Source organism: Brevundimonas sp. (assembly GCF_016463295.1).
GTDB lineage: Bacteria > Pseudomonadota > Alphaproteobacteria > Caulobacterales > Caulobacteraceae > Brevundimonas.
The window spans coordinates 29,801-48,154 of the sequence record NZ_JAEMRO010000001.1; the positions used below are offsets into that span (position 1 = coordinate 29,801).

Here is an 18,354-nt window from a genome sequence, read left to right on the forward strand (position 1 = left end):
TTTTCTTTGGGGCTTGGCGAGGCGATGTCCGATGCGCCAAATGACGGCCTGCTGATTCAAGGGGTCCGTTTTCATGAAGCGCCTGTTCGCCGCCGTATCCGCCATCGCCATCCTGACCGCTGTGCCCGTCCAGGCCCAGGATGTTGATCGTGTCGCCGTCAATCGCATCATCGATCAGGGACTGAACCATTCCGAAATCATGCAGACGGCGGCCTATCTGACCGACCGGATCGGCGGGCGGATGACCAACTCCCCCCAGATGCGTCAGGCCGAACAGTGGACCCAGCAGCGGTTCCGCGATTGGGGCCTGTCGAATGTGCGAACCGAGGGGTTCGAGTTCGGGCGCGGCTGGTCGATCGTCCGGTCCAGCGCCCGGATGACCGAGCCGCGCGTACTCGATCTGCGGGTGATCCCTATCGCCTGGACGCCCGGCACCAACGGCGTGATCTCGGGCGACATCGTCGTGGCACCGATCACCAGTCCCGGCCAGTTCGAGCAGTGGCGCGGCAAGCTGCGGGGCAAGATCGTTCTTCTGACCCGGCCTGACAACGGCTCGGAGCCGACCGAGCCCGCCTTCCGCCGCTGGACCGATGAGGAACTGGCCGGCCGCAACACCTATGTCCTGCCTCGCAACGACCCGGAGGCCGCCGAACGTGCCGCGCGGTCAGGACGGGCCGATTTCGCCATGCGGCTGGATGCCTTCCTGGTGGAGGAGGGGGCGATCGCCATGGTTCGCATGTCCCAGCGGGACGGCGGTCTGCTCCACGGAACCGGCTATACTTATCAGGCGGGCGCGACACCCCGGACGCCAGGCCTGGAACTGGCCGCCGAGGACTATCGTCGCCTGGCGCGACTGGCCCTGACCGACACCCCGCCGAAGCTGGAGCTGATGAGCGAGGTCCAGTTCCACGACGAGGACGTCAATGCCTACAATGTCTTCGCCGACATTCCGGGCTCGGACCGGTCTGGCGAATATGTGATGGCCGGGGCCCATCTGGACAGCTGGGTCGCCTCCGACGGGGCAGTGGACAATGCCGCCGGTAGTGCCGTGGTCATGGAGGCGGCACGCATCCTGAGAACCATGGGTGTGCGGCCCAAGCGCACCATCCGGTTCGCCCTTTGGAACGGTGAGGAACAGGGCCTGCTGGGATCGCTGGCCTATGTCGACCGGCATCTGGCGACGCGCGCGCCCATGAGCGATGCGGCGGCCGCCGCCCTGCCCAACAGCCAGACCTGGCGCGCCCGCTGGCCGATCCAGCCGCGCGAGGGCCACGACGATTTGGTGGCCTATTTCAATCTGGACAATGGCTCGGGCAAGATCAGGGGCATCAATGCTGAGGGCAATGTCGCCGCCGCGCCGATCCTGCAGAAGTGGATCGAACCCTTTGCCAGCATGGGGGCCACGACCGTGTCGTTGCGACCCTCGGGCGGGACGGACCACGTCTATTTCCAGACGGTCGGTGTGCCGGGCTTCCAATTCATTCAGGATCCGCTGGACTACGGCAGCCGACTTCACCACACCTCGATCGACAGCTACGACCATCTGCGGGCCGACGACCTGCGTCAGGCGGCGGTCATTCTGGCCAGTGTTCTGCTGAGTGCCGCCAACTCTGACGAGCCCCTGCCGCGCATGCCTCTGCCGACACGCCCGACCGCCAGTGATCCGTTCGCCTATCCCGGTGGGGAGTAACGAGGCGCTGCGGCGACACGGACACGTCGTCCGACTTCTGCCGCGCTTCGTGACCAGCTAAGGGTGCAGGATGATCGGAAGACTGAACCACGTCGGTATCGCCACGCCCTCCATCGAGACCAGTGTCGCGATGTATCGCGACCTGCTGGGGGCGACGAAGGCCCATGCGCCGTTCGACCTGCCTGCGCAGGGGGTGCGGGTCTGTTTCATCGACCTGCCAAACAGCCAGATCGAACTGATCGAGCCGCTGGGCGAGGATTCGCCGATCCACGGGTTTCTTGCCAAGAACCCGAAGGGCGGGCAGCATCACGTCTGTTTCGAGGTAGACGATATCCTGGCGGCGCGGGATGATCTGCGGGCCAGGGGGGCGACCATCCTGGGTACGGGGGAGCCGAGGATAGGAGCCCACGGCACACCGATCCTGTTCCTGCATCCCAAGGATATGGGCGGGGTTCTGGTCGAGCTGATGGAAACACCCAAGAACGGAGCGCACTGATGCCCATCGGTCCTGTCACCATGTTCGCCATCTATGTGGTCTGCTGGTGGGTCGTGCTATTCACCGTGCTGCCGCTGGGGACCTCGCAGGAGGTGCACGAGCCGCCGACCGACGGCACCCAGTGGGGGGCACCCAAGACGCCGAACCTGAAGCGCAAATTCATCACCACGACCTGGATTTCAGCCCTGGTCTGGCTGCTGGTGATGGTCCTGGTCTTCATCGGCTGGATGCCCCTGCCGGATCTGGCTCCGCCTGTTTGATCGCCTGGCCTAGCTTTCGCCCCGGTCGCCCGGCTAAAGCAGGTCTTTCCTGACTTATTGCCGGATTCTGCCCATGCGCCTGTCGCGCTACTTCCTGCCCACGCTCAAAGAGGCGCCCTCGGACGCCACCATCGTCTCGCACCAACTGATGCTGCGGGCGGGCATGATCAAGCAGGAGGCCGCCGGCATCTATGCCTGGCTGCCGCTGGGGCTGCGGGTGCTGCGCAAGATCGAGCAGATCGTGCGCGAAGAGCAGGAGCGAGCAGGGGCGGTCGAGCTGCTGATGCCGACACTGCAGTTGGCCGATTTGTGGCGCGAGAGCGGCCGCTATGATGCCTATGGCCCCGAAATGCTGCGCATCACCGACCGGCACGAGCGCGAACTGCTGTACGGGCCGACCAATGAGGAGATGATCACCGACATCTTCCGCGGCTTCGTGAAGAGCTACAAATCCCTGCCGCTGAACCTGTTTCATATCCAGTGGAAGTTCCGCGACGAGCGTCGGCCGCGCTTCGGCGTCATGCGGGGGCGCGAGTTCCTGATGAAGGATGCCTACAGCTTCGACATCGACGAGGCGTCGGCGCGCAAGGCCTACAACCGCATGTTCGTGGCCTATCTGAATACCTTCGCCCGTATGGGTCTGAAGGCCGTGCCGATGCGGGCCGACACCGGGCCGATCGGCGGAGACCTGAGCCACGAGTTCATCGTTCTGGCCGATACGGGCGAGAGCCAGGTGTTCTGTGACCGCAAGCTGGTCGAAATGCCGGCGCCGGGCGGCGATGTGGATTGGAACGATCTGCAGGACATCGTCGACGAGCGGATCGGCCTGTATGCGGCGACCGAGGAAATGCACGACGCCGCCCAGTTCGAAACCCAGACGCCCGAGGCGGATCGTCTGACCGCGCGCGGCATCGAGGTCGGCCATATCTTCTACTTCGGAACCAAATACTCCGCCCCGATGAAGGCCAGGGTCGCCGGGCCGGACGGGCAGGACACCGAGGTCCATATGGGCAGTTATGGCGTCGGCGTCTCGCGCCTGCTGGGGGCCATCATCGAGGCCAGCCACGACGAAGGTGGGATCATCTGGCCCGACGCCGTGGCACCGTTCGATGTGGCGGTGATCAATCTGCGCAACAGCGACGAGGCCGTGAACGCCGCCTGCGAAGAGGCCGTGCATCGTCTGGAAGCTGCCGGCCGCGATGTCCTGTATGATGACACCGACGAGCGTCCGGGTGGCAAGTTCGCGCGGGCCGACCTGATCGGCGTGCCGTGGCAGCTGACCATCGGGCCCAAGGGCCTGGCCGAGGGTACGGTCGAACTGAAGCGCCGCGCGACGGGTGAGAAAACGTCCGTGCCGCTGGATGAAGCGATCTCGAGGCTGCTGGCATGACCGACGCGACGGTGGGCAAGCCCACGAAGCCGGCCGGGCCGTTTTCGGCCTGGGAGGTCGGGCTGGCGCTTCGCTATCTGCGGGCCAAGCGCAAGGAAGGTGGGATCGCGATGATCGCCGTCATCTCCTATGTCGCCATCGCCCTGGCCGTTATGGCCCTGATTGTGGTGATGAGCATCATGGCCGGGTTCCGCTCGACCCTGCTGGACCGGATGCTGTCCTTCAACAGCCATATGTACGTTCAGGGCCAGATCCTGAACTCGCCAGATCGCGAGGCGGCGCTGGACCGGATCAGAACCGTGCCCGGCGTCATCAGCGCCGCCCCCATGATCGAGGCGCAGAGCCTGGTGCGGGCGGGCGGCATGACCACAGGAGCCATCGTCAAGGGCATCCGCCCGGACGACCTGCGTTCGCTCAACTACGTCTATGACAGCCTGGATTCCGAGGCCCACCGCACATTCGGTCAGGGGGCCTACGGCGGTGACAATATCATCATTGGCCGGGCCCTGGCCGAGGGCATGGGCCTGCGCGTCGGCGACGCCATCACCCTGTATTCCCCGACCGGGGCCGACAGCGCCTTCGGCAATCTGGGTGGGCTGGAAAAGAGCTATCGGATCGGCGGGCTGTTCACGTCGGGCACGGCGGACTTCGATCGGGCCTTCATCTTCATGCCGCAGGAACAGGCACAGCTGTTCTTCGGCAAGGAGGGCGTCTGGGACGTCATCGACGTCAAGGTCGCCAAGCCGGACGAGGTCGGCACCATGATCGCGCCCGTGCGCGATGCGGCGGGGGCAGGGGCCTTCGTCACCGATTGGCGCGATCGCCTGGCCGCCTTCTGGGGCGCGCTGAAGGTCGAGCGGGTGGCGATGTCGATCATCCTCGGTCTCGTGGTCGCCATCGCGGCGCTGAACATCATCTCCGGCATCGTCATGCTGGTGAAGAACAAGACGCGCGACATCGCCATCCTGCGGACCATCGGGGCCAGCCAGTCGTCCATGCTGAGGGTCTTCTTCATGGCCGGGGCGACCATAGGCGTGGCGGGCACGATCACGGGCCTGACGCTGGGGCTGCTGTTCTGCCTGAACATTGGCTCAATCCAGCATTTCCTGGAGATGGTGTTCCAGACCAAGCTGTTCGATGCGGACGTCTATATGCTGGACGCCGTGCCGGCGCTGGTCGATCCGCTCGACGTATTCTGGGTCACCCTGTGGTCCACCTTCATGTCCTGCATCGCGGGTCTGATCCCGTCCTGGCAGGCGGCCAAGCTCGATCCGGTGGAGGCCCTGCGCTATGAGTGAGACCTTGACGCAGGACGCTACCATACAGAGCCGTCCACAGGCTTATCCCTCGGGTGCCGTCTTTTCCGCACGAAATGTGACCCGGACCTATCCGACGGCTTCGGGCGGGCTGACCGTGCTGAAAGGCGTCGATCTGGACATCATGCCGGGCGAGATCGTCGGCCTGATCGGCCCATCGGGGTCGGGGAAATCGTCGCTGCTGCATGCTGCGGGCCTGCTGGAGCGGCCGACGTCTGGCGAAATCCGTTTCGAGGGCGAGGATGTCGGCAACCTGAGTGAGCGCGAGCGGACGCATATCCGCCTGGCCAGTATCGGCTTCGTCTACCAGTTCCACCATTTGCTGCCGGAGTTCGACGCGCGAGACAACGTCGCCCTGCCGCTGCGCATCGCCGGTGTGAGCCTGCCGCAGGCCCGCAAGCGGGCAGACGAGGTTCTGACCAGCCTGGGCCTGGGTGAGCGGTTGACGCATCAGCCGTCGGAGTTGTCGGGCGGAGAGCGTCAGCGCGTTGCCGTCGCCCGTGCCCTGGCCAATCGGCCTCGACTGCTGCTGGCCGACGAGCCGACAGGCAATCTGGACCCGGCCACCAGCCAGACCGTGTTCGAGGCGCTGCACGATCTGGTCAAACAGACCGGCGTCGGTGCTCTCATCGCGACCCACAACATGGAACTGGCCGGACATATGGACCGCGTCTTCGCCCTGAAGGACGGCCATCTGGAAGAGCGTCCGGCACAGAGCCAGACGTACTGAACACTTGGACCGAGCCTATTTCTTGCCCGGCGGTGTGGTGAAGGGCGAACTGCCCACGCTGACGGGCGGCTTGGCCTTTTCGGCCTTCGGTTTGCGGGCTTCCTTGTTGCTGCGGACCTGACCCTTGGCCATGCGCTTGTCTTTCGGGACGCCTGCCGCCGAAGGGCGAGCTGGGCGGCGTCTGCAGCACCCTACGCCCACATCTCGATCTTCACCATGAGGCTTGACGAGAACAAAGCCGCAACATAGAACATACAGGCAACATTCAATCTGGGGACAAGATTATGGCACGTTGGACGAGGGATATGCTGTCGCTTGCGTCGTGCGGCGGCTTCGTCTGGATGACTTGGCAGGCCGCGTATCTGATTCAGTGAGTCGGTGAGATGGGCCTGTTCAAGGAGAGCCAGGCCATCGCTACGACCTCTGCCCAGTTCATCCATCTGAGGGTCCGTTCGGCCTATTCGCTGCTGGAAGGCGCGATCAAGGCGGGGAAGGTCTCGACCCTGGCGGCGGACGCGGGCATGCCGGCCGTCGGCGTCGCGGACAGAGCCAATCTGTTTGGAGCGCTGGAGTTCAGCGAGGGGGCCAAGGCCGCAGGCGTCCAGCCGATCCTGGGATGCGCCCTGCCGGTGACCGGGATCGGCGGACAGATCAACCAGCGCTGGGCCAAGGTGCCGACCATCGTGCTGTTGGTCCAGAACAATGCCGGGTGGCTGAACCTGTCGGCCCTGTCGTCTTCGGCGTTTCTGGATGCGGGGGCTACCGATGAGCCCAGCGTACCCTGGGACAAGGTTGTCGCGCATTCCGAGGGTCTGTTGCTGCTGTCGGGCGGGCCGGACGGGCCGGTTGATCCTCTGTTCGTCCAGGGCAAGGTCGCTGAAGGCCAGGCGGCCCTGTCGGCCATGCAGGCGGCGTTCGGCGACCGTTTCTATGTCGAGCTTCAACGCCACGGCCTGGCCAGCGAGCAGCAGGCCGAACGCGGGCTGGTCGACTGGGCCTATGCGCACGACGTGCCGCTGGTGGCCACCAATGACGTCCACTATGGTAAGGCGGCGCAGGCCAAGTCGCATGACGCCCTGCTGTGTATCGCCGACGGGGCCTTCATCGGCCAGGACGACCGGCGAAAGATCACGGGCGAGCACTGGTTCAAGCCGGCGGCGGCGATGCGCGAACTGTTCGCCGACCTGCCCGAGGCCTGTGACACCACCATCGACATCGCCCGGCGCTGTGCCTTCCTGGCTCCCACACGCGCGCCTATCCTGCCGCGGTTCGACACCGGTGCGGGGCGGTCGGAACCCGACGAACTGATGCATCAGGCCCGCGAGGGGTTGAAGGAGCGGCTGAAACAGGTCGTGCCTGCTGCGCCCGAGGTCGATTACTGGACTCGTCTCGAATGGGAGGTCGGGATCATCCAGCAGATGGGCTTCCCTGGCTATTTCCTGATCGTGTCGGACTTCATCAAATGGGCCAAGACGCATGGGATACCGGTCGGGCCGGGGCGGGGGTCGGGAGCCGGGTCGCTGGTCGCCTGGGCCCTGACGATCACCGATCTGGACCCCTTGCGGTTTGGCCTGCTGTTCGAGCGGTTCCTGAACCCCGAGCGGGTCTCCATGCCCGACTTCGACATCGACTTCTGTCAGGAGCGGCGCGAGGAGGTCATCGACTACGTTCAGGACCGCTATGGCTCCGACCGGGTCGCCCAGATCATCACATTCGGTACGCTTCAGGCGCGGGCCGTGCTGCGCGACGTCGGGCGGGTGTTGCAGATGCCGCTGGGCCAGGTGGATCGCCTGGCCAAGATGGTGCCGGCCAACCCGGCCAATCCCGTGACCTTGGCCCAGGCCATCGAGATCGAGCCGCGCCTGCGTGAGGCGCGTGACAATGAGGCCTCGGTGGCGACCCTGCTGTCGACCGCGCTGGAGCTGGAAGGGCTGTACCGCAACGCCTCGACCCATGCCGCCGGTATCGTGATCGGCGACCGGCCGCTGGTCGAACTGGCCCCCCTGTATCAGGACCCGCGCTCGACCATCCCGGCCAGCCAGTTCAACATGAAATGGGTCGAGGCGGCCGGTCTGGTCAAGTTCGACTTCCTGGGCCTGAAGACGCTGACCGTCCTGGATCGCGCGCGTCAGTATCTGGAGCGTCGCGGGGCCGCGCCTGACTGGAACGCCCTGCCACTGGACGATCCCGCCACCTATGAACTGATGGCGTCAGGGCAGACCGTGGGCGTGTTCCAGCTGGAATCCCAGGGCATGCGCGACACCCTGCGTAAGATGCGCTGTGGCTCCATCGAGGAGGTCACGGCGCTGATCTCGCTGTATCGCCCCGGCCCGATGGAGATGATCGACACCTATATCGATCGGAAATTCGGTCGGCAGGAGGTTGACTATCTGCATCCGACCCTGACCGAGGTTCTGACCGAGACCTATGGCGTCATCATCTATCAGGAACAGGTGATGAAGATCGCCCAGATCCTGGCGGGCTATTCGCTGGGCGAGGCCGACCTGCTGCGTCGCGCCATGGGCAAGAAGAAGAAGGAGGAGATGGACTTCCAGCGGGCCCGCTTCGTCAAGGGCGCGTCCGAAAAGGGGGTGCCCGAGGCACAGTCCGGCTCCATCTTCGATCTGGTGGCCAAGTTCGCGGGCTACGGTTTCAACAAGTCGCACGCCGCCGCCTATGCCCTGATCAGCTTCCAGACCGGCTGGCTGAAGGCGACCCATCCGGTCGAGTTCATGGCGGCATCCATGTCGCTCGATCTCAGCAATACCGACAAACTGGCTGTTTTCTATCAGGATTGCCGACGCTTCGATGTGCCGGTGAAGTCGCCGGACGTGAACCGGTCCTCCGCCGATTTCGATGTGGCCTGGGACGAACAGGCGGACGGCACCAAGGTCGGGTCGGTCCTGTATGCCCTGGGGGCCATCCGCAACGTCGGGCTGGAGGCCATGAAACACCTGGTGCAGGTGCGCGAGACCGGCGGGCGGTTCACCGACATCTTCGACTTCCTGGAACGGGTCGATCCGAAGTTTGTGAATAAACGGGCGCTGGAGAATCTGGCGCGTGCCGGGGCTTTCGACAGCTTCCACACCAATCGCCGCCAGCTGGTCGAACAGGCCGACACCCTGATGGCCTATTGCCAGAGCGTGGCGGCGGAGCGGGCGTCGTCGCAGGTGTCGTTGTTCGGCGGCGATCAGGCAGGCGCGGCGCGGCCTCGGCTCAAACCCGTCGAACCCTGGATGGGGCCGGAGCGGCTGGATCAGGAACTGTCCGCCGTCGGCTTCTACCTGTCCGGCCACCCGCTGGAGGACATGGCGGCGGCCCTCAAGCGCAAGCGTGTGACCTTTGTGGCCGAGGCCACGGCCCTGGCCGAGAGCGGCCACGAGGCCTTCATGATGGCGGGCGTTGTGCGCCGCCGTCAGGAGCGGGCCAGCGCGAAGTCGGGCGAAAAGTTCGCCTTCGTCACCTTCTCCGATCCGACTGGGGAGTTCGAATGTCTGTTCCCGCCCGAACAACTGCGCAAATGCCGCGAGGTACTGGAGGTCGGGGCCTCCATCATGGTGCGGGTGCGGGCCAAGAGCGCGGACGGCGAGGTGCGCTTCTTCGGCGATGACGCCAGCCGTCTGGACACCCTGATCGATGACGGGGCCATGGGTCTGAGAGTGCATGTTTCGGCGCAGTCCTTAGACGTGGTCGACGCGCTGAAAAGCCGGCTGGAACGGGCCAGGGCGAATGGCAAGGGCGGTGAAGTCGCCCTGATCGCCGCGATCGACACGCCGTCGGCCGGGCGGCGCGAGATCGAGATGAAATTGCCTGGACGCTATCGCCTGGACGGAGCCCTGCGTGGGGCCTTGAAATCCGCACCCGGCGTGGTGCTGCTCGAGGATGCCTGAACGGCCCAGACCGCGTCGGTCACCGCATAGACCATGATGCCGGTGGCGACGGCCAGGTTCAGGCTGTCGGCCCGACCCCGCATCGGGATCTTGACGTTGACGTCGCAGGCGGCCGCGAGCGCATCGGTCAGCCCGGCCTGCTCATTGCCCATGAGGATCAGGGCTGGATGCTGGAGAAAGGCCTCGCGGTAGCCGTGGGTCGCATCCAGCCGGGTACCGATCACACTGCCGGGCCAAGTTTCCCGCCAGGCCAGAAACTCCGCCGGGGTGGCGCGCGCGATGGCGACGGCGAAGACCGAGCCCATGGTCGCGCGCACTGCCTCCACCGAAAACGGATCGACGCAGTCGCCGATCAGGATGACCCCACCGCATCCTGCGGAATCTGCCGTACGGATGATGGTCCCCAGATTGCCGGGATCGCGCACCTGTTCCAAGGCGACCCAGGCCGGGGCTGAAGCGGGGTCGATGGCCGAAAGGGGCGTGTAAATCTGGTCAAAGACCCCAAGCACGGTCTGAGGATTGTCCCGCCGGCTGATCTTTTCAAGGATGGGGTGGGTGACGACGACGACTTCGCCGCCGACCCTGCGCGTCTCGGTCTTCGCGCGGTCGACGATCGGGTGCTCGCGCGCCTCCATGCCGACCAGAAGCAGGCGAGGGATGCGGCCCTGGTCCAGCGCCTCACCGATGAACTTCAGCCCTTCGGCCAGAAAGCGGCCGGTGGCCTCGCGCTCCTTGCGCATGTGCAGGGCGCGGACCGCCTTGACGGTGTCATTGGTCAGGGAGGTGATCAGCCGGTCGTCGCTCATGCCGACCAACGCGCGAAAAAGCTGAGACCGATCGCGCGGCCATCAGGACCATCCTCGGCCAATGCCAGTTCGCCCCAGTCGATGGTGCCGCCACGATCCGCCATAGCCTCGGCCATCATATGCGCCAGCGACAGGCCGGAAATCCGCGCGGCATAGGCGTTGAGCAGGAGGAAGGAGGCATCGTCCGACAAAAGGGCGGCGCAATCCCCTAGCAGTCCCGGCAGGTCCTCGAACAGCCGCCAGACCTCGCCAGTAGGCCCACGTCCGTATTTTGGGGGGTCCAGAATGATGCCGTCGTATTTGACGCCACGCCGGACTTCGCGCGCGGCATATTTGCGCGCATCCTCCACGATCCAGCGGATCGGGCGATCCGCCAGGCCGGACAGCTCGGCATTCTCGCGGGCCCAGGCGACCGACTTCTTGGAGGCATCTACATGGGTGACCTCGGCGCCCGCGGCCGCACAGGCCAGGGAGGCAACACCGGTGTAGCCGAACAGGTTCAGGATGCGCGGCTTGTGAAGGCTGCCGATCCTGGCATCCAGCCATTCCCAATTCGCCGCCTGCTCGGGAAAGAAGGCGAGGTGTCTGAAAGGGGTGAACCGGCTTGTGAAGCGAACGTCGCGCCAGGCCAGCGGGAAGCTGTCGATGGGCTTGCCGGCAAAACGCCAGCGCCCGCTTTCATCCTCGTCAGTCGGATCGAAGACGGCGGTGGCCTGATCGAAAGCCAGGGGATCGCGCGGCGACCAGAAGCACTGCGGCTCTGGTCGGACGACCGTGTGCGGGCCGTACCGTTCCAGCTTTTGCCCGCCGCCGCTGTCCAGCAGGGCATAGTCCGCCCAGGCGCGGGTGATGAGGGTCTCAGGTAACGGGTTCAGGCGCGGCGACATGGGACGCTGATAGGCGGACAGGCAAGGCCTCGTCCAGCCTTGCGCTGTCGATCGCGTGGTCCGTGCCGTCGACGGCAGGCACATCCGGACGGTGAGCGGTCTTGTCCCAGGCGAAGGGTTCGCGGATCAACCTCCAGACCGCGTGGGCAAGGGCGAGGCTGAGGAGCGACCAGTAGAGGGGTGCCGCCAGCATGTCGAAGACAGTGTACGGTACCCCCGCCCGCCGCGTGCCGATCAGGCAGCTGAGCCAGGCCGAGGCGGTGCCGATGCCAAGGACGCTCAAGGCCAGGGCCGGGGTCAGAGGGGGGAGGCCCGCCATGGCGGACACGGCGAAGGTAACGGCGAACCACGCCAGCGCCGGTCCCTGCAGAATCGCCGAGGCCAGGCCGGCCCCCAGGGTGGCGACCAAGGCGAACACACCGCGCGGGCCAAGTTCCCAGGCGCATCGGGTGTGGGTGCCCCAGGTCTGCATATACCCCTTCAACCAGCGTGTGCGCTGGGGCAGCCAGCTGCGAATATTGCCCGGCGGCGTTTCCCAGGTCGGTCGAGAGATGACGCCCAACCGCCAGCCCTTGCGCCACAATCTGAAGCCCAGATCGGCGTCTTCGGTGACATTGAATGCGTCCCAGCCGCCGACAGCGCGCAGTACGTCGACCCGGAAATGATTGCTTGTTCCGCCGAGAGGGAACGGTAGTCCCAGTCGCGCCATGCCCGGCAGAACCGTCTCGAACAAGGCGGCGTATTCGGCGGCAAACTGGCGATTCAGAAACGGCGCATCGCCTGACCCCTTGTGCTTGCGACGAATACGCAGAGGGGCCTGCAGACAGGCCAGTTTTCCCGTGTCGTCGGTCGCGAACCGCGACGCCGCCTCCTTGAGTTGCAGAGGGTCCGGATCGTCCTCGGCGTCATAGACGGTGAGCAGGTCGCCGGTCACATAGGGTAGGGCGCAATTCAAGGCGCGAGGCTTGGTGTGCGGCTCGCCGGGGGGCGCGATAAAGATGTCGAGCCAGTCCGGGCGTGGCATGTCCAGGGCCGCCTGGATGGTGTCGTGATCGTGGGCTTCGAGCACCAACAGGCCCTGAAGTCGATCGGCGGGATAATCGATCTGGGCAAGCCGCTCGACCAACTGCTCCAGAACCTCTGTCTCGTCGTACAGGGCGGCAAGGATCGTATAGCGCGGCCAGACCTGCAGCTCGGCCACGACGGCGTCGCTACGGTCACTGGCAACGATCAAGGCGAGCCGCCAGACCGCAAGACCGAGAAACGCAACGGCGGCCCCGACGATGAGCGCTGTGCCCACGGCATCGGGAGCTACATACAGGCCGACAACAAGCGCAGTGGTGGAGGCGACGAGCAAAAGCCACTGATCAATAGTGAGCGCACGCAGGGCCGCGCTCTCCCGCACAGGGCGTTCGATGGTCGCGCCGGTGCCGTCTGCCGTCTTCAGGTTGCTGACCCCCGCCCGCTCCATCCTGAACGGGTAGCGCGGTGACCCGGGCGGGGCAAGCGGGTGACCAACCAGGCGATTGGCGGAATGGTGCGATTGCCGCTATTCAGCAGGCTCGCTCCGGAGTGTCCGTTTGACCTTGTCCGCTTCCAATGCCCGCTCGCAACGCAAGCCGAAGGGCGAGGGGCATGCCCGTCGCGCGGAAATCCTGGCGGCGGCCGAGCGTATATTCGTGGATCACGGCTATGAAGGCGCGACGATCCGCAAGATCGCCGACGAAGTCGGACTGTCCTCGACGGCCCTTTACATGCACTTCTCGGACAAGAGCGAGATCCTGCACGAAATCTGCGAGCGCGCCTTCGAGCAACTGCTGGTCATGAACCGGGCGGTGCTGGAAGAGCCTGGCACGCCGGAGCAACGGATGCGGCGGTTGATGCAGTCCTATGTACGGTTCGGCTTTGAAAACCCCAATGCCTATCGCCTCGTCTATATGACGCGCCCCCTTGAAGCGCAGCAGGCGCAGAGTGTGGCCCAAAGCCTGGGCCATGAGCTGTTCGGTGCCTTCGTGCGGGTGGTGGAAGAGGCGGCGGCGGAGGGTCGGCTGCGCGGCGACCCGCGTCCGACAGCCCAGGCCCTGTGGGCCGGGGCGCATGGGGTCGTGTCGCTGATGATCACCAAGCCCTATTTCGATTGGGTCGATCGGGAGCATCTGATCGATACTCTGCTGGACGCCCTGTTCATTGGGTTGCTGAAACCGTGAGGCTATTCGGAGCCGTAGTCGTCGCGGCAGGCGTGCTGATCGCGGGATCTGCCGAGGCGCGACCGCTGCGGGTCATGTCGCTTGACCAGTGTGGGGACCAGTATGCAATGGCGCTGGCACCGGATGCCACACTGGCCTTGTCGCCGCGGGCCGACGATCCCGACTCTTGGATGCGTGCAGAAGCCTCGCCACATCGTCAGGTCCGGCCGACGCTGGAGGCCGCGATCGCGTTTAAGCCGGACGTGGTGGTGCGTTACTGGGGCGGGGAGCCGCGGCTGCTGGCCGCCCTGGAGCGTCGTGGCGTGAGGGTGCTGACCATCGACGATGCGACGACCCTGGAGGGTGTGCGGGCGAACGTCATCAAGGTGGCCGAGGGCCTGGGTGAGCGCCGCAGGGGAGATGCGCTTGTCGTTTCGATGGATGAGCGGCTGGACGAGGCCCGGCCCGCGTCTGGGCAGGCGAGGTCATCGGCTTTCTATCTGACACCTGGGGGGTTCACGGCCGGCAAGGGGACGCTGGTGGATGCGATCCTGACGGCCGCCGGATTTGCCAATCTGGCGACATCCCCCGGCTATGCGCCCGTGAGCCTGGAGCGGATGGCCCTCTCGCCGCCGAAGCGATTCATTCTGGGCTTCTTCGACCTGTTTCGCTCCGACTGGCGTGGGCCGGGAAGGCATCCGGTCGTTCAGAGGGCCGCGAAGGGTAGGGTCGCGGCACGGCTGCCGGCGTCGGCCCTCACATGTCCGGCCTGGTTTGCCGCCGATGCCGCCGTGATGGCCAGTGAGGGGCGATGAGCCGTCTGCTGTGGGGCCTGGGTCTGTTGATTGCCGCGGCGGCGGCCTTGGGTATCTGTCTGGGTGAAAGCCTGTTCGATGCCGAGCAGTGGCATTTGGCCCTCACCGACCCGACATCGGGGCCCGCCGAGGTTCTGTGGCAGGTTCGCGCGCCGCGCGTGGCTACGGCCTTGATGGTCGGGGCGGCGCTGGGGCTGGCCGGTGCGGTCATGCAGGGGTTGCTGCGCAATCCGCTGGCAGACCCCGGGGTGCTGGGTGTGTCGGCCGTAGCAGCCCTGGGCGCGGCCCTGGCGATTGTCGCCGGCGCAGAGGCGGTGCCGGGTGCTGTCGAGATATCGGCCCTGACCGGGGCGGGCCTAGCGGGAGGGCTGCTGATCTTGTTTTCGGCGAGGGTCAGGTCGCCAGAGGCCCTGATTTTGTTCGGGGTTGCTCTGTCCAGTTTTGCGGGTGCCGGGACGGCGCTGATCTTCAACCTGTCGCCGTCTCCAATCGCGACGGCCGAGGTCATGAGCTGGCTGCTGGGTTCGGTGCAGAACCGCAGCTGGATCGACGTCGCCTGGGTAACGCCGGCGGTGTTCCTGTCGGGCGTACTGGCGAAGATGGCGGCACCGGGCCTGCGGATGCTGAGCCTGGGTGAGGAGACGGCGCGGACGTCAGGCCTGCCAATGGCGCGATTGAGGTTGCTGGCCCTGCTGGCGGCGGCTCTGGCGACGGGCGCGGCCGTGGCGGTGGCGGGGGTCATCGGCTTCGTCGGCTTGGCAGCACCACATCTGGTGCGGACACTGGTCAGGGGCGATCCGGGGCGGGTTTTGCTGCCCTCGTCCCTGACAGGCGGACTGATGCTGGTGGTCGCGGACCTGCTGGCCCGGATGACACCCACGGATCAGGAGTTGAAGCTGGGCGTCTTCACGGCCCTGGTGGGTGCGCCGTTGTTCGCCCTGATCGCCTGGCGGGCCGCGCGGGAGTGGCGGCTGTGACGGCTCTGGTTCTGGAGCAGGCGACGGTCCGGCTGGGAAACCGGGCGGTACTGGAGGCGGTATCGCTGACAGTGCGGAAGGGTGAACTGGTCGCTCTCGTCGGCCCCAACGGCGCGGGCAAGTCGAGCGCCATTCGCGCACTTGCGGGTCTGCTGCCGCTGTCCGCTGGTCGGGCGCTTCTCGGCGACAAGACAATCGAGAGCCTCAGCCCTCGGGCCCGCGCGGCGGCGGCGGCTTACCTTCCCCAAGAGCGACGCATTGCCTGGAACATGCCGGCGGTAGAGGTCGCGGCACTGGGAGTACCGTTCCTGCCGCCCCCCGAGGCTCTGTCGAACGCCCACGCAGCGCTGAAAGCGGTGGAGGCCGATCATCTGGCAGATCGCGGCGTGGCCGAGATGTCGGGTGGCGAGCGGGCGCGCGTTTTGCTGGCACGTGCTCTGGCGACGCAAAGCCAGGCTCTGCTGGTCGACGAGCCGATAGCGGGGCTGGATCCGGACGCTCAGTTGATGGTGCTGGACCTGCTGCGGACACGCGCCAGGGTGGGGCAGGCGGTGCTGGTCAGCCTGCATGATCTGGGGCTCGCTGCGCGGTATGCCGACCGCGTCATCGTCATGCATCAGGGCCGGGCCGTGGCTGATGCAGCACCGACCCAGTCCCTTACACCGGACATCATGGCCGAGGTTTTCGGCCTGTCTGCTCGCTGGATCGACGGGCCGGACGGGCCGCTACTGATCCAGAGCCGCTACTCGGATGGTTCCTCGGTAGGTGTGAACTCGCCCGCACCGACATAGGTATAGGGCTGGGCCGAGCCGCGCGGTGTGCCGCGACGCAGGTCCTGCGATAGGGTCAGGGGCGCAGAGCCGCCGTTCAGTCGGGCCTTGTAGACCGACATGTTTTCCATCACCCGCATCATGTAGTTGCGCGTTTCGGTGAAGGGGGCGCACTCAATGAAATCGACCGGATCGACCTGACCGGCACGCGGATCGCCACAGCGCGCGACCCACTGGGGCGGGCGGGCCGGACCGGCGTTGTAGCCAACGGTCGTCAGCAACCACGAGCCGTTGAAGTTGTTGGTCAGGTCGCCGAGGTGGAAGCTGCCCAGAGTCATGTTGAAGTCCGGGTCGTACAGCCGCTCGTCGCTGTAGGGCAGGCCCAGCTGGCGGGCGACGGCGCGGCCGGTGCCGGGAACGAACTGCATCATGCCGCGGGCATTCGCGCCCGAGCGCGCCATCGGGTCGAAGCTGGATTCCTGGCGGGTGATCGCCAGGGTGAACTCCAGCGGTGCGGCACCGGCGACGGGCGGCGGCAGGCGGACGGGATACTGGCGCTCGGGCATCAGGAAGCCGCGCTGGCTGGCGGCGCGGCCGACCATCATGGCGGTGAAACCCTCACCATAGTTGCGCGACAGGTCCATCAGCAGGGCCAGGTCGCCCGCCGTGGGTAGAGTATCGTCCAGCTGATAGGCAAAGACGCGGAACAGGCTGGTCTCGCCCGTCTCGCCCAGGATGCGCATGGCGCGGACCATGTCATTGGCTTCGAAGGCCGCGATCTCGGCCTGGGTCGGGTCCGGGTCGCCGGGCAGGGTCAGGGTCGTCTGACCGGCCTTCTCGGCGGCCAGCTGGCCATAGAAGGTCTGGATGTGGCGGGAGCCTGCTTGATAGTATTCGATGGCCATGGGCGTGTTGCCGTTGGCCTCGGCGGCGCGACCCAGCCAGTAGAGGGCGCGCCCTTGCGTGATCGGGGTGGCCGATGACTGGCGCAGGACCTCGAAATGACGTGCGGCCCGCGCTGGGTCATTCAGCTTGGTCAGGGCGACCCAGCCGGCGAAGAACTCCGCATCGACCTTGCGCTCTCCGGAGGGGAAGGCGTGGCCGTTCATGGCGTCATAGGCCGCCTGCCAGTTGCGGACCTGAAGGGCATCCAGGAAATAGTTGCGCCGTTCGCTCCACAGCGTGTTCTGGCCCTCGGTATGCGAGGGAGCCGGGGGCAGGGCGGACAGCAGGGCAAAACCCTCGGACTGACGATTCTGCGAGCGCAGAATGCGGACCCGCTCCAGCACGATGTTCGGATCGCGTGCCTGCGAGGGGCTTAGCGAGGCCACCAGGGCGTCGGGGCTGTAAGCCGTGCGCAGGGCCAGGACGGCGTTGGCGACCGACTGGCGCTCGGGCGAAGCCAGAGCGATCATCGCCCGCGTTGCCGGGCCGTGCGGACCGGACAGCAGCATGGTCAGGCGGGCATCGTGGTCGCCCTGGTTCAGCCATCCACTCCAGCGGCCCAGGATGCGGCTCTGGCTGGCGTCGTCGAACGAGCGGGTGCGCCACCAGTCGCGGATCAACGCCTGTGCCTCGTCACGGCGACCGGTCTGCTCATAGGCTCCGGCGAGGGCGATGGCCCCTTGTACCGTGGACGGCGGAGTCTGGGCGAACAGACGCAGGGTCGCCTCGGCGCTGGCATAGCCACCGTCCAGGGCCCGCTCGGTCGCGGCGCGGCGGCTGTCGCTGCGGGGCCAGCCGGCGAAGGTCGAATCGGCGACGGCCAGATCGCTGAACCCCATCTGTGAGGCCGAGGTATCGAGCAGGGCCCATTCGATCAGCTTGCGCCCCGCCGAATCGCGAATACCGGCGGCGGCACTGCGGGCGCCGACGACATCACGGGCGCGGGCGGCGGCCAGGCCTTGGCGGAAAAGTGCTGTGTCCTGATCGTCCAGCACGCGCGGCTGATTGCTGACGTTCGGGGCCACCGACGTGTAGGGAACCGCCTGTGGCAGCAAGGCTTCGGGAGCGGGGCCGAGAAGGGCCAGCGCAGCTGCCAGGGAGGTCATCATCATGCCGTGTCTTATCCTCATGCGTCGTGGTTGCGATCAGGCGACCGGCAACCTACCCTTTGCGCCCGCTGTCGGCGTGTGCCGTCA

Annotated in this window: 16 protein-coding genes; 11 read left to right on the forward strand and 5 right to left on the reverse strand. The window is 66.1% G+C overall.

The annotated features are described in order from the left end of the window. The first annotated feature begins 73 nt into the window (after positions 1-73). The 6 genes from JHC81_RS00155 (at position 74) to JHC81_RS00180 (ending at position 5,882) form a co-directional block, all read left to right on the forward strand. Positions 74-1,690 carry a M20/M25/M40 family metallo-hydrolase gene (locus tag JHC81_RS00155; RefSeq protein ID WP_292169279.1) on the forward strand — a complete coding sequence of 539 codons (1,617 nt, stop codon included), beginning with the start codon at positions 74-76 and terminating at the stop codon, positions 1,688-1,690. Between the two features lie 70 nt (positions 1,691-1,760). Continuing rightward, positions 1,761-2,186 carry a methylmalonyl-CoA epimerase gene (gene mce / locus JHC81_RS00160; RefSeq protein ID WP_292169281.1) on the forward strand — a complete coding sequence of 142 codons (426 nt, stop codon included), beginning with the start codon at positions 1,761-1,763 and terminating at the stop codon, positions 2,184-2,186. Next, positions 2,186-2,446: a DUF1467 family protein gene (locus JHC81_RS00165; RefSeq protein WP_292169283.1), complete on the forward strand. Its 261-nt coding sequence runs from the start codon at positions 2,186-2,188 to the stop codon at positions 2,444-2,446. Before mce ends, JHC81_RS00165 begins: the two co-directional genes overlap by 1 nt. A gap of 73 nt (positions 2,447-2,519) precedes the next feature. Further along, positions 2,520-3,836 (forward strand): proline--tRNA ligase, encoded by a 1,317-nt coding sequence (proS, locus tag JHC81_RS00170; RefSeq protein ID WP_292169285.1) that lies wholly within the window; start codon positions 2,520-2,522, stop codon positions 3,834-3,836. Beyond that, positions 3,833-5,134, forward strand: a complete 1,302-nt coding sequence (locus JHC81_RS00175) for a lipoprotein-releasing ABC transporter permease subunit (protein WP_292169287.1) — start codon at positions 3,833-3,835, stop codon at positions 5,132-5,134. Before proS ends, JHC81_RS00175 begins: the two co-directional genes overlap by 4 nt. A gap of 22 nt (positions 5,135-5,156) precedes the next feature. Continuing rightward, a complete protein-coding gene (locus tag JHC81_RS00180) occupies positions 5,157-5,882 on the forward strand; it encodes an ABC transporter ATP-binding protein (RefSeq protein ID WP_292169596.1) in 726 nt (241 codons plus the stop codon). A gap of 15 nt (positions 5,883-5,897) precedes the next feature. On the opposite strand, the gene JHC81_RS00185 is transcribed toward JHC81_RS00180, so the two are convergent. After that, on the reverse strand, positions 5,898-6,014 hold the full coding sequence (locus JHC81_RS00185) for a hypothetical protein (protein ID WP_292169289.1): 117 nt from the start codon (positions 6,012-6,014) through the stop codon (positions 5,898-5,900). Between the two features lie 251 nt (positions 6,015-6,265). On the opposite strand from JHC81_RS00185, the gene dnaE reads away from it, so the two are divergent. Then, positions 6,266-9,772, forward strand: coding sequence for a DNA polymerase III subunit alpha (gene dnaE, locus JHC81_RS00190; protein ID WP_292169294.1), 3,507 nt, complete (start codon positions 6,266-6,268; stop codon positions 9,770-9,772). On the opposite strand, the gene JHC81_RS00195 is transcribed toward dnaE, so the two are convergent. The 3 genes from JHC81_RS00195 to JHC81_RS00205 are packed head-to-tail and all read right to left on the reverse strand — an operon-like array spanning position 9,700 to position 12,936. Continuing rightward, positions 9,700-10,578, reverse strand: coding sequence for an RNA methyltransferase (locus JHC81_RS00195; protein WP_292169296.1), 879 nt, complete (start codon positions 10,576-10,578; stop codon positions 9,700-9,702). The two genes, dnaE and JHC81_RS00195, sit on opposite strands and share 73 nt — an antisense overlap. Then, positions 10,575-11,465 (reverse strand): class I SAM-dependent methyltransferase, encoded by an 891-nt coding sequence (locus tag JHC81_RS00200; RefSeq protein ID WP_292169300.1) that lies wholly within the window; start codon positions 11,463-11,465, stop codon positions 10,575-10,577. Before JHC81_RS00200 ends, JHC81_RS00195 begins: the two co-directional genes overlap by 4 nt. Beyond that, complete coding sequence (locus JHC81_RS00205; protein ID WP_292169303.1) at positions 11,437-12,936, reverse strand: glycosyltransferase family 2 protein; 1,500 nt, start codon at positions 12,934-12,936, stop codon at positions 11,437-11,439. The genes JHC81_RS00200 and JHC81_RS00205 overlap by 29 nt, the downstream gene beginning before the upstream one ends. A gap of 109 nt (positions 12,937-13,045) precedes the next feature. Between JHC81_RS00205 and JHC81_RS00210 the strand changes: the two genes are divergently transcribed. Genes JHC81_RS00210 through JHC81_RS00225 form a run of 4 tightly spaced genes read left to right on the forward strand, consistent with a single transcriptional unit; the run spans position 13,046 to position 16,234 of the window. Beyond that, a complete protein-coding gene (locus JHC81_RS00210; RefSeq protein ID WP_292169304.1) occupies positions 13,046-13,672 on the forward strand; it encodes a TetR/AcrR family transcriptional regulator in 627 nt (208 codons plus the stop codon). Then, on the forward strand, positions 13,669-14,466 hold the full coding sequence (locus JHC81_RS00215; RefSeq protein ID WP_292169305.1) for an ABC transporter substrate-binding protein: 798 nt from the start codon (positions 13,669-13,671) through the stop codon (positions 14,464-14,466). The genes JHC81_RS00210 and JHC81_RS00215 overlap by 4 nt, the downstream gene beginning before the upstream one ends. Beyond that, positions 14,463-15,443 carry an iron ABC transporter permease gene (locus JHC81_RS00220; RefSeq protein ID WP_292169306.1) on the forward strand — a complete coding sequence of 327 codons (981 nt, stop codon included), beginning with the start codon at positions 14,463-14,465 and terminating at the stop codon, positions 15,441-15,443. The genes JHC81_RS00215 and JHC81_RS00220 overlap by 4 nt, the downstream gene beginning before the upstream one ends. Further along, entirely contained in the window at positions 15,440-16,234 is a 795-nt protein-coding gene (locus JHC81_RS00225; protein WP_292169308.1) for an ABC transporter ATP-binding protein, read from the forward strand. Before JHC81_RS00220 ends, JHC81_RS00225 begins: the two co-directional genes overlap by 4 nt. Here the strand turns inward: JHC81_RS00225 and JHC81_RS00230 are convergent. Next, positions 16,186-18,270, reverse strand: coding sequence for a lytic transglycosylase domain-containing protein (locus tag JHC81_RS00230; protein ID WP_292169310.1), 2,085 nt, complete (start codon positions 18,268-18,270; stop codon positions 16,186-16,188). The two genes, JHC81_RS00225 and JHC81_RS00230, sit on opposite strands and share 49 nt — an antisense overlap. Between the last annotated feature and the right edge of the window lie 84 nt (positions 18,271-18,354).

Excerpts from the sequence above, each read along its gene's own strand:
- JHC81_RS00175 (WP_292169287.1), top strand. The coding sequence starts at position 3,833 with ATGACCGACGCGACGGTGGGCAAGCCCACGAAGCCGGCCGGGCCGTTT.
- JHC81_RS00205 (WP_292169303.1), bottom strand. The coding sequence starts at position 12,936 with ATGGAGCGGGCGGGGGTCAGCAACCTGAAGACGGCAGACGGCACCGGC.
- proS (WP_292169285.1), top strand. The coding sequence starts at position 2,520 with ATGCGCCTGTCGCGCTACTTCCTGCCCACGCTCAAAGAGGCGCCCTCG.
- JHC81_RS00155 (WP_292169279.1), top strand. The coding sequence starts at position 74 with ATGAAGCGCCTGTTCGCCGCCGTATCCGCCATCGCCATCCTGACCGCT.
- JHC81_RS00200 (WP_292169300.1), bottom strand. The coding sequence starts at position 11,465 with ATGTCGCCGCGCCTGAACCCGTTACCTGAGACCCTCATCACCCGCGCC.
- JHC81_RS00230 (WP_292169310.1), bottom strand. The coding sequence starts at position 18,270 with ATGATGATGACCTCCCTGGCAGCTGCGCTGGCCCTTCTCGGCCCCGCT.
- JHC81_RS00165 (WP_292169283.1), top strand. The coding sequence starts at position 2,186 with ATGCCCATCGGTCCTGTCACCATGTTCGCCATCTATGTGGTCTGCTGG.
- JHC81_RS00195 (WP_292169296.1), bottom strand. The coding sequence starts at position 10,578 with ATGAGCGACGACCGGCTGATCACCTCCCTGACCAATGACACCGTCAAG.
- JHC81_RS00185 (WP_292169289.1), bottom strand. The coding sequence starts at position 6,014 with ATGGCCAAGGGTCAGGTCCGCAGCAACAAGGAAGCCCGCAAACCGAAG.
- JHC81_RS00220 (WP_292169306.1), top strand. The coding sequence starts at position 14,463 with ATGAGCCGTCTGCTGTGGGGCCTGGGTCTGTTGATTGCCGCGGCGGCG.
- mce (WP_292169281.1), top strand. The coding sequence starts at position 1,761 with ATGATCGGAAGACTGAACCACGTCGGTATCGCCACGCCCTCCATCGAG.
- dnaE (WP_292169294.1), top strand. The coding sequence starts at position 6,266 with ATGGGCCTGTTCAAGGAGAGCCAGGCCATCGCTACGACCTCTGCCCAG.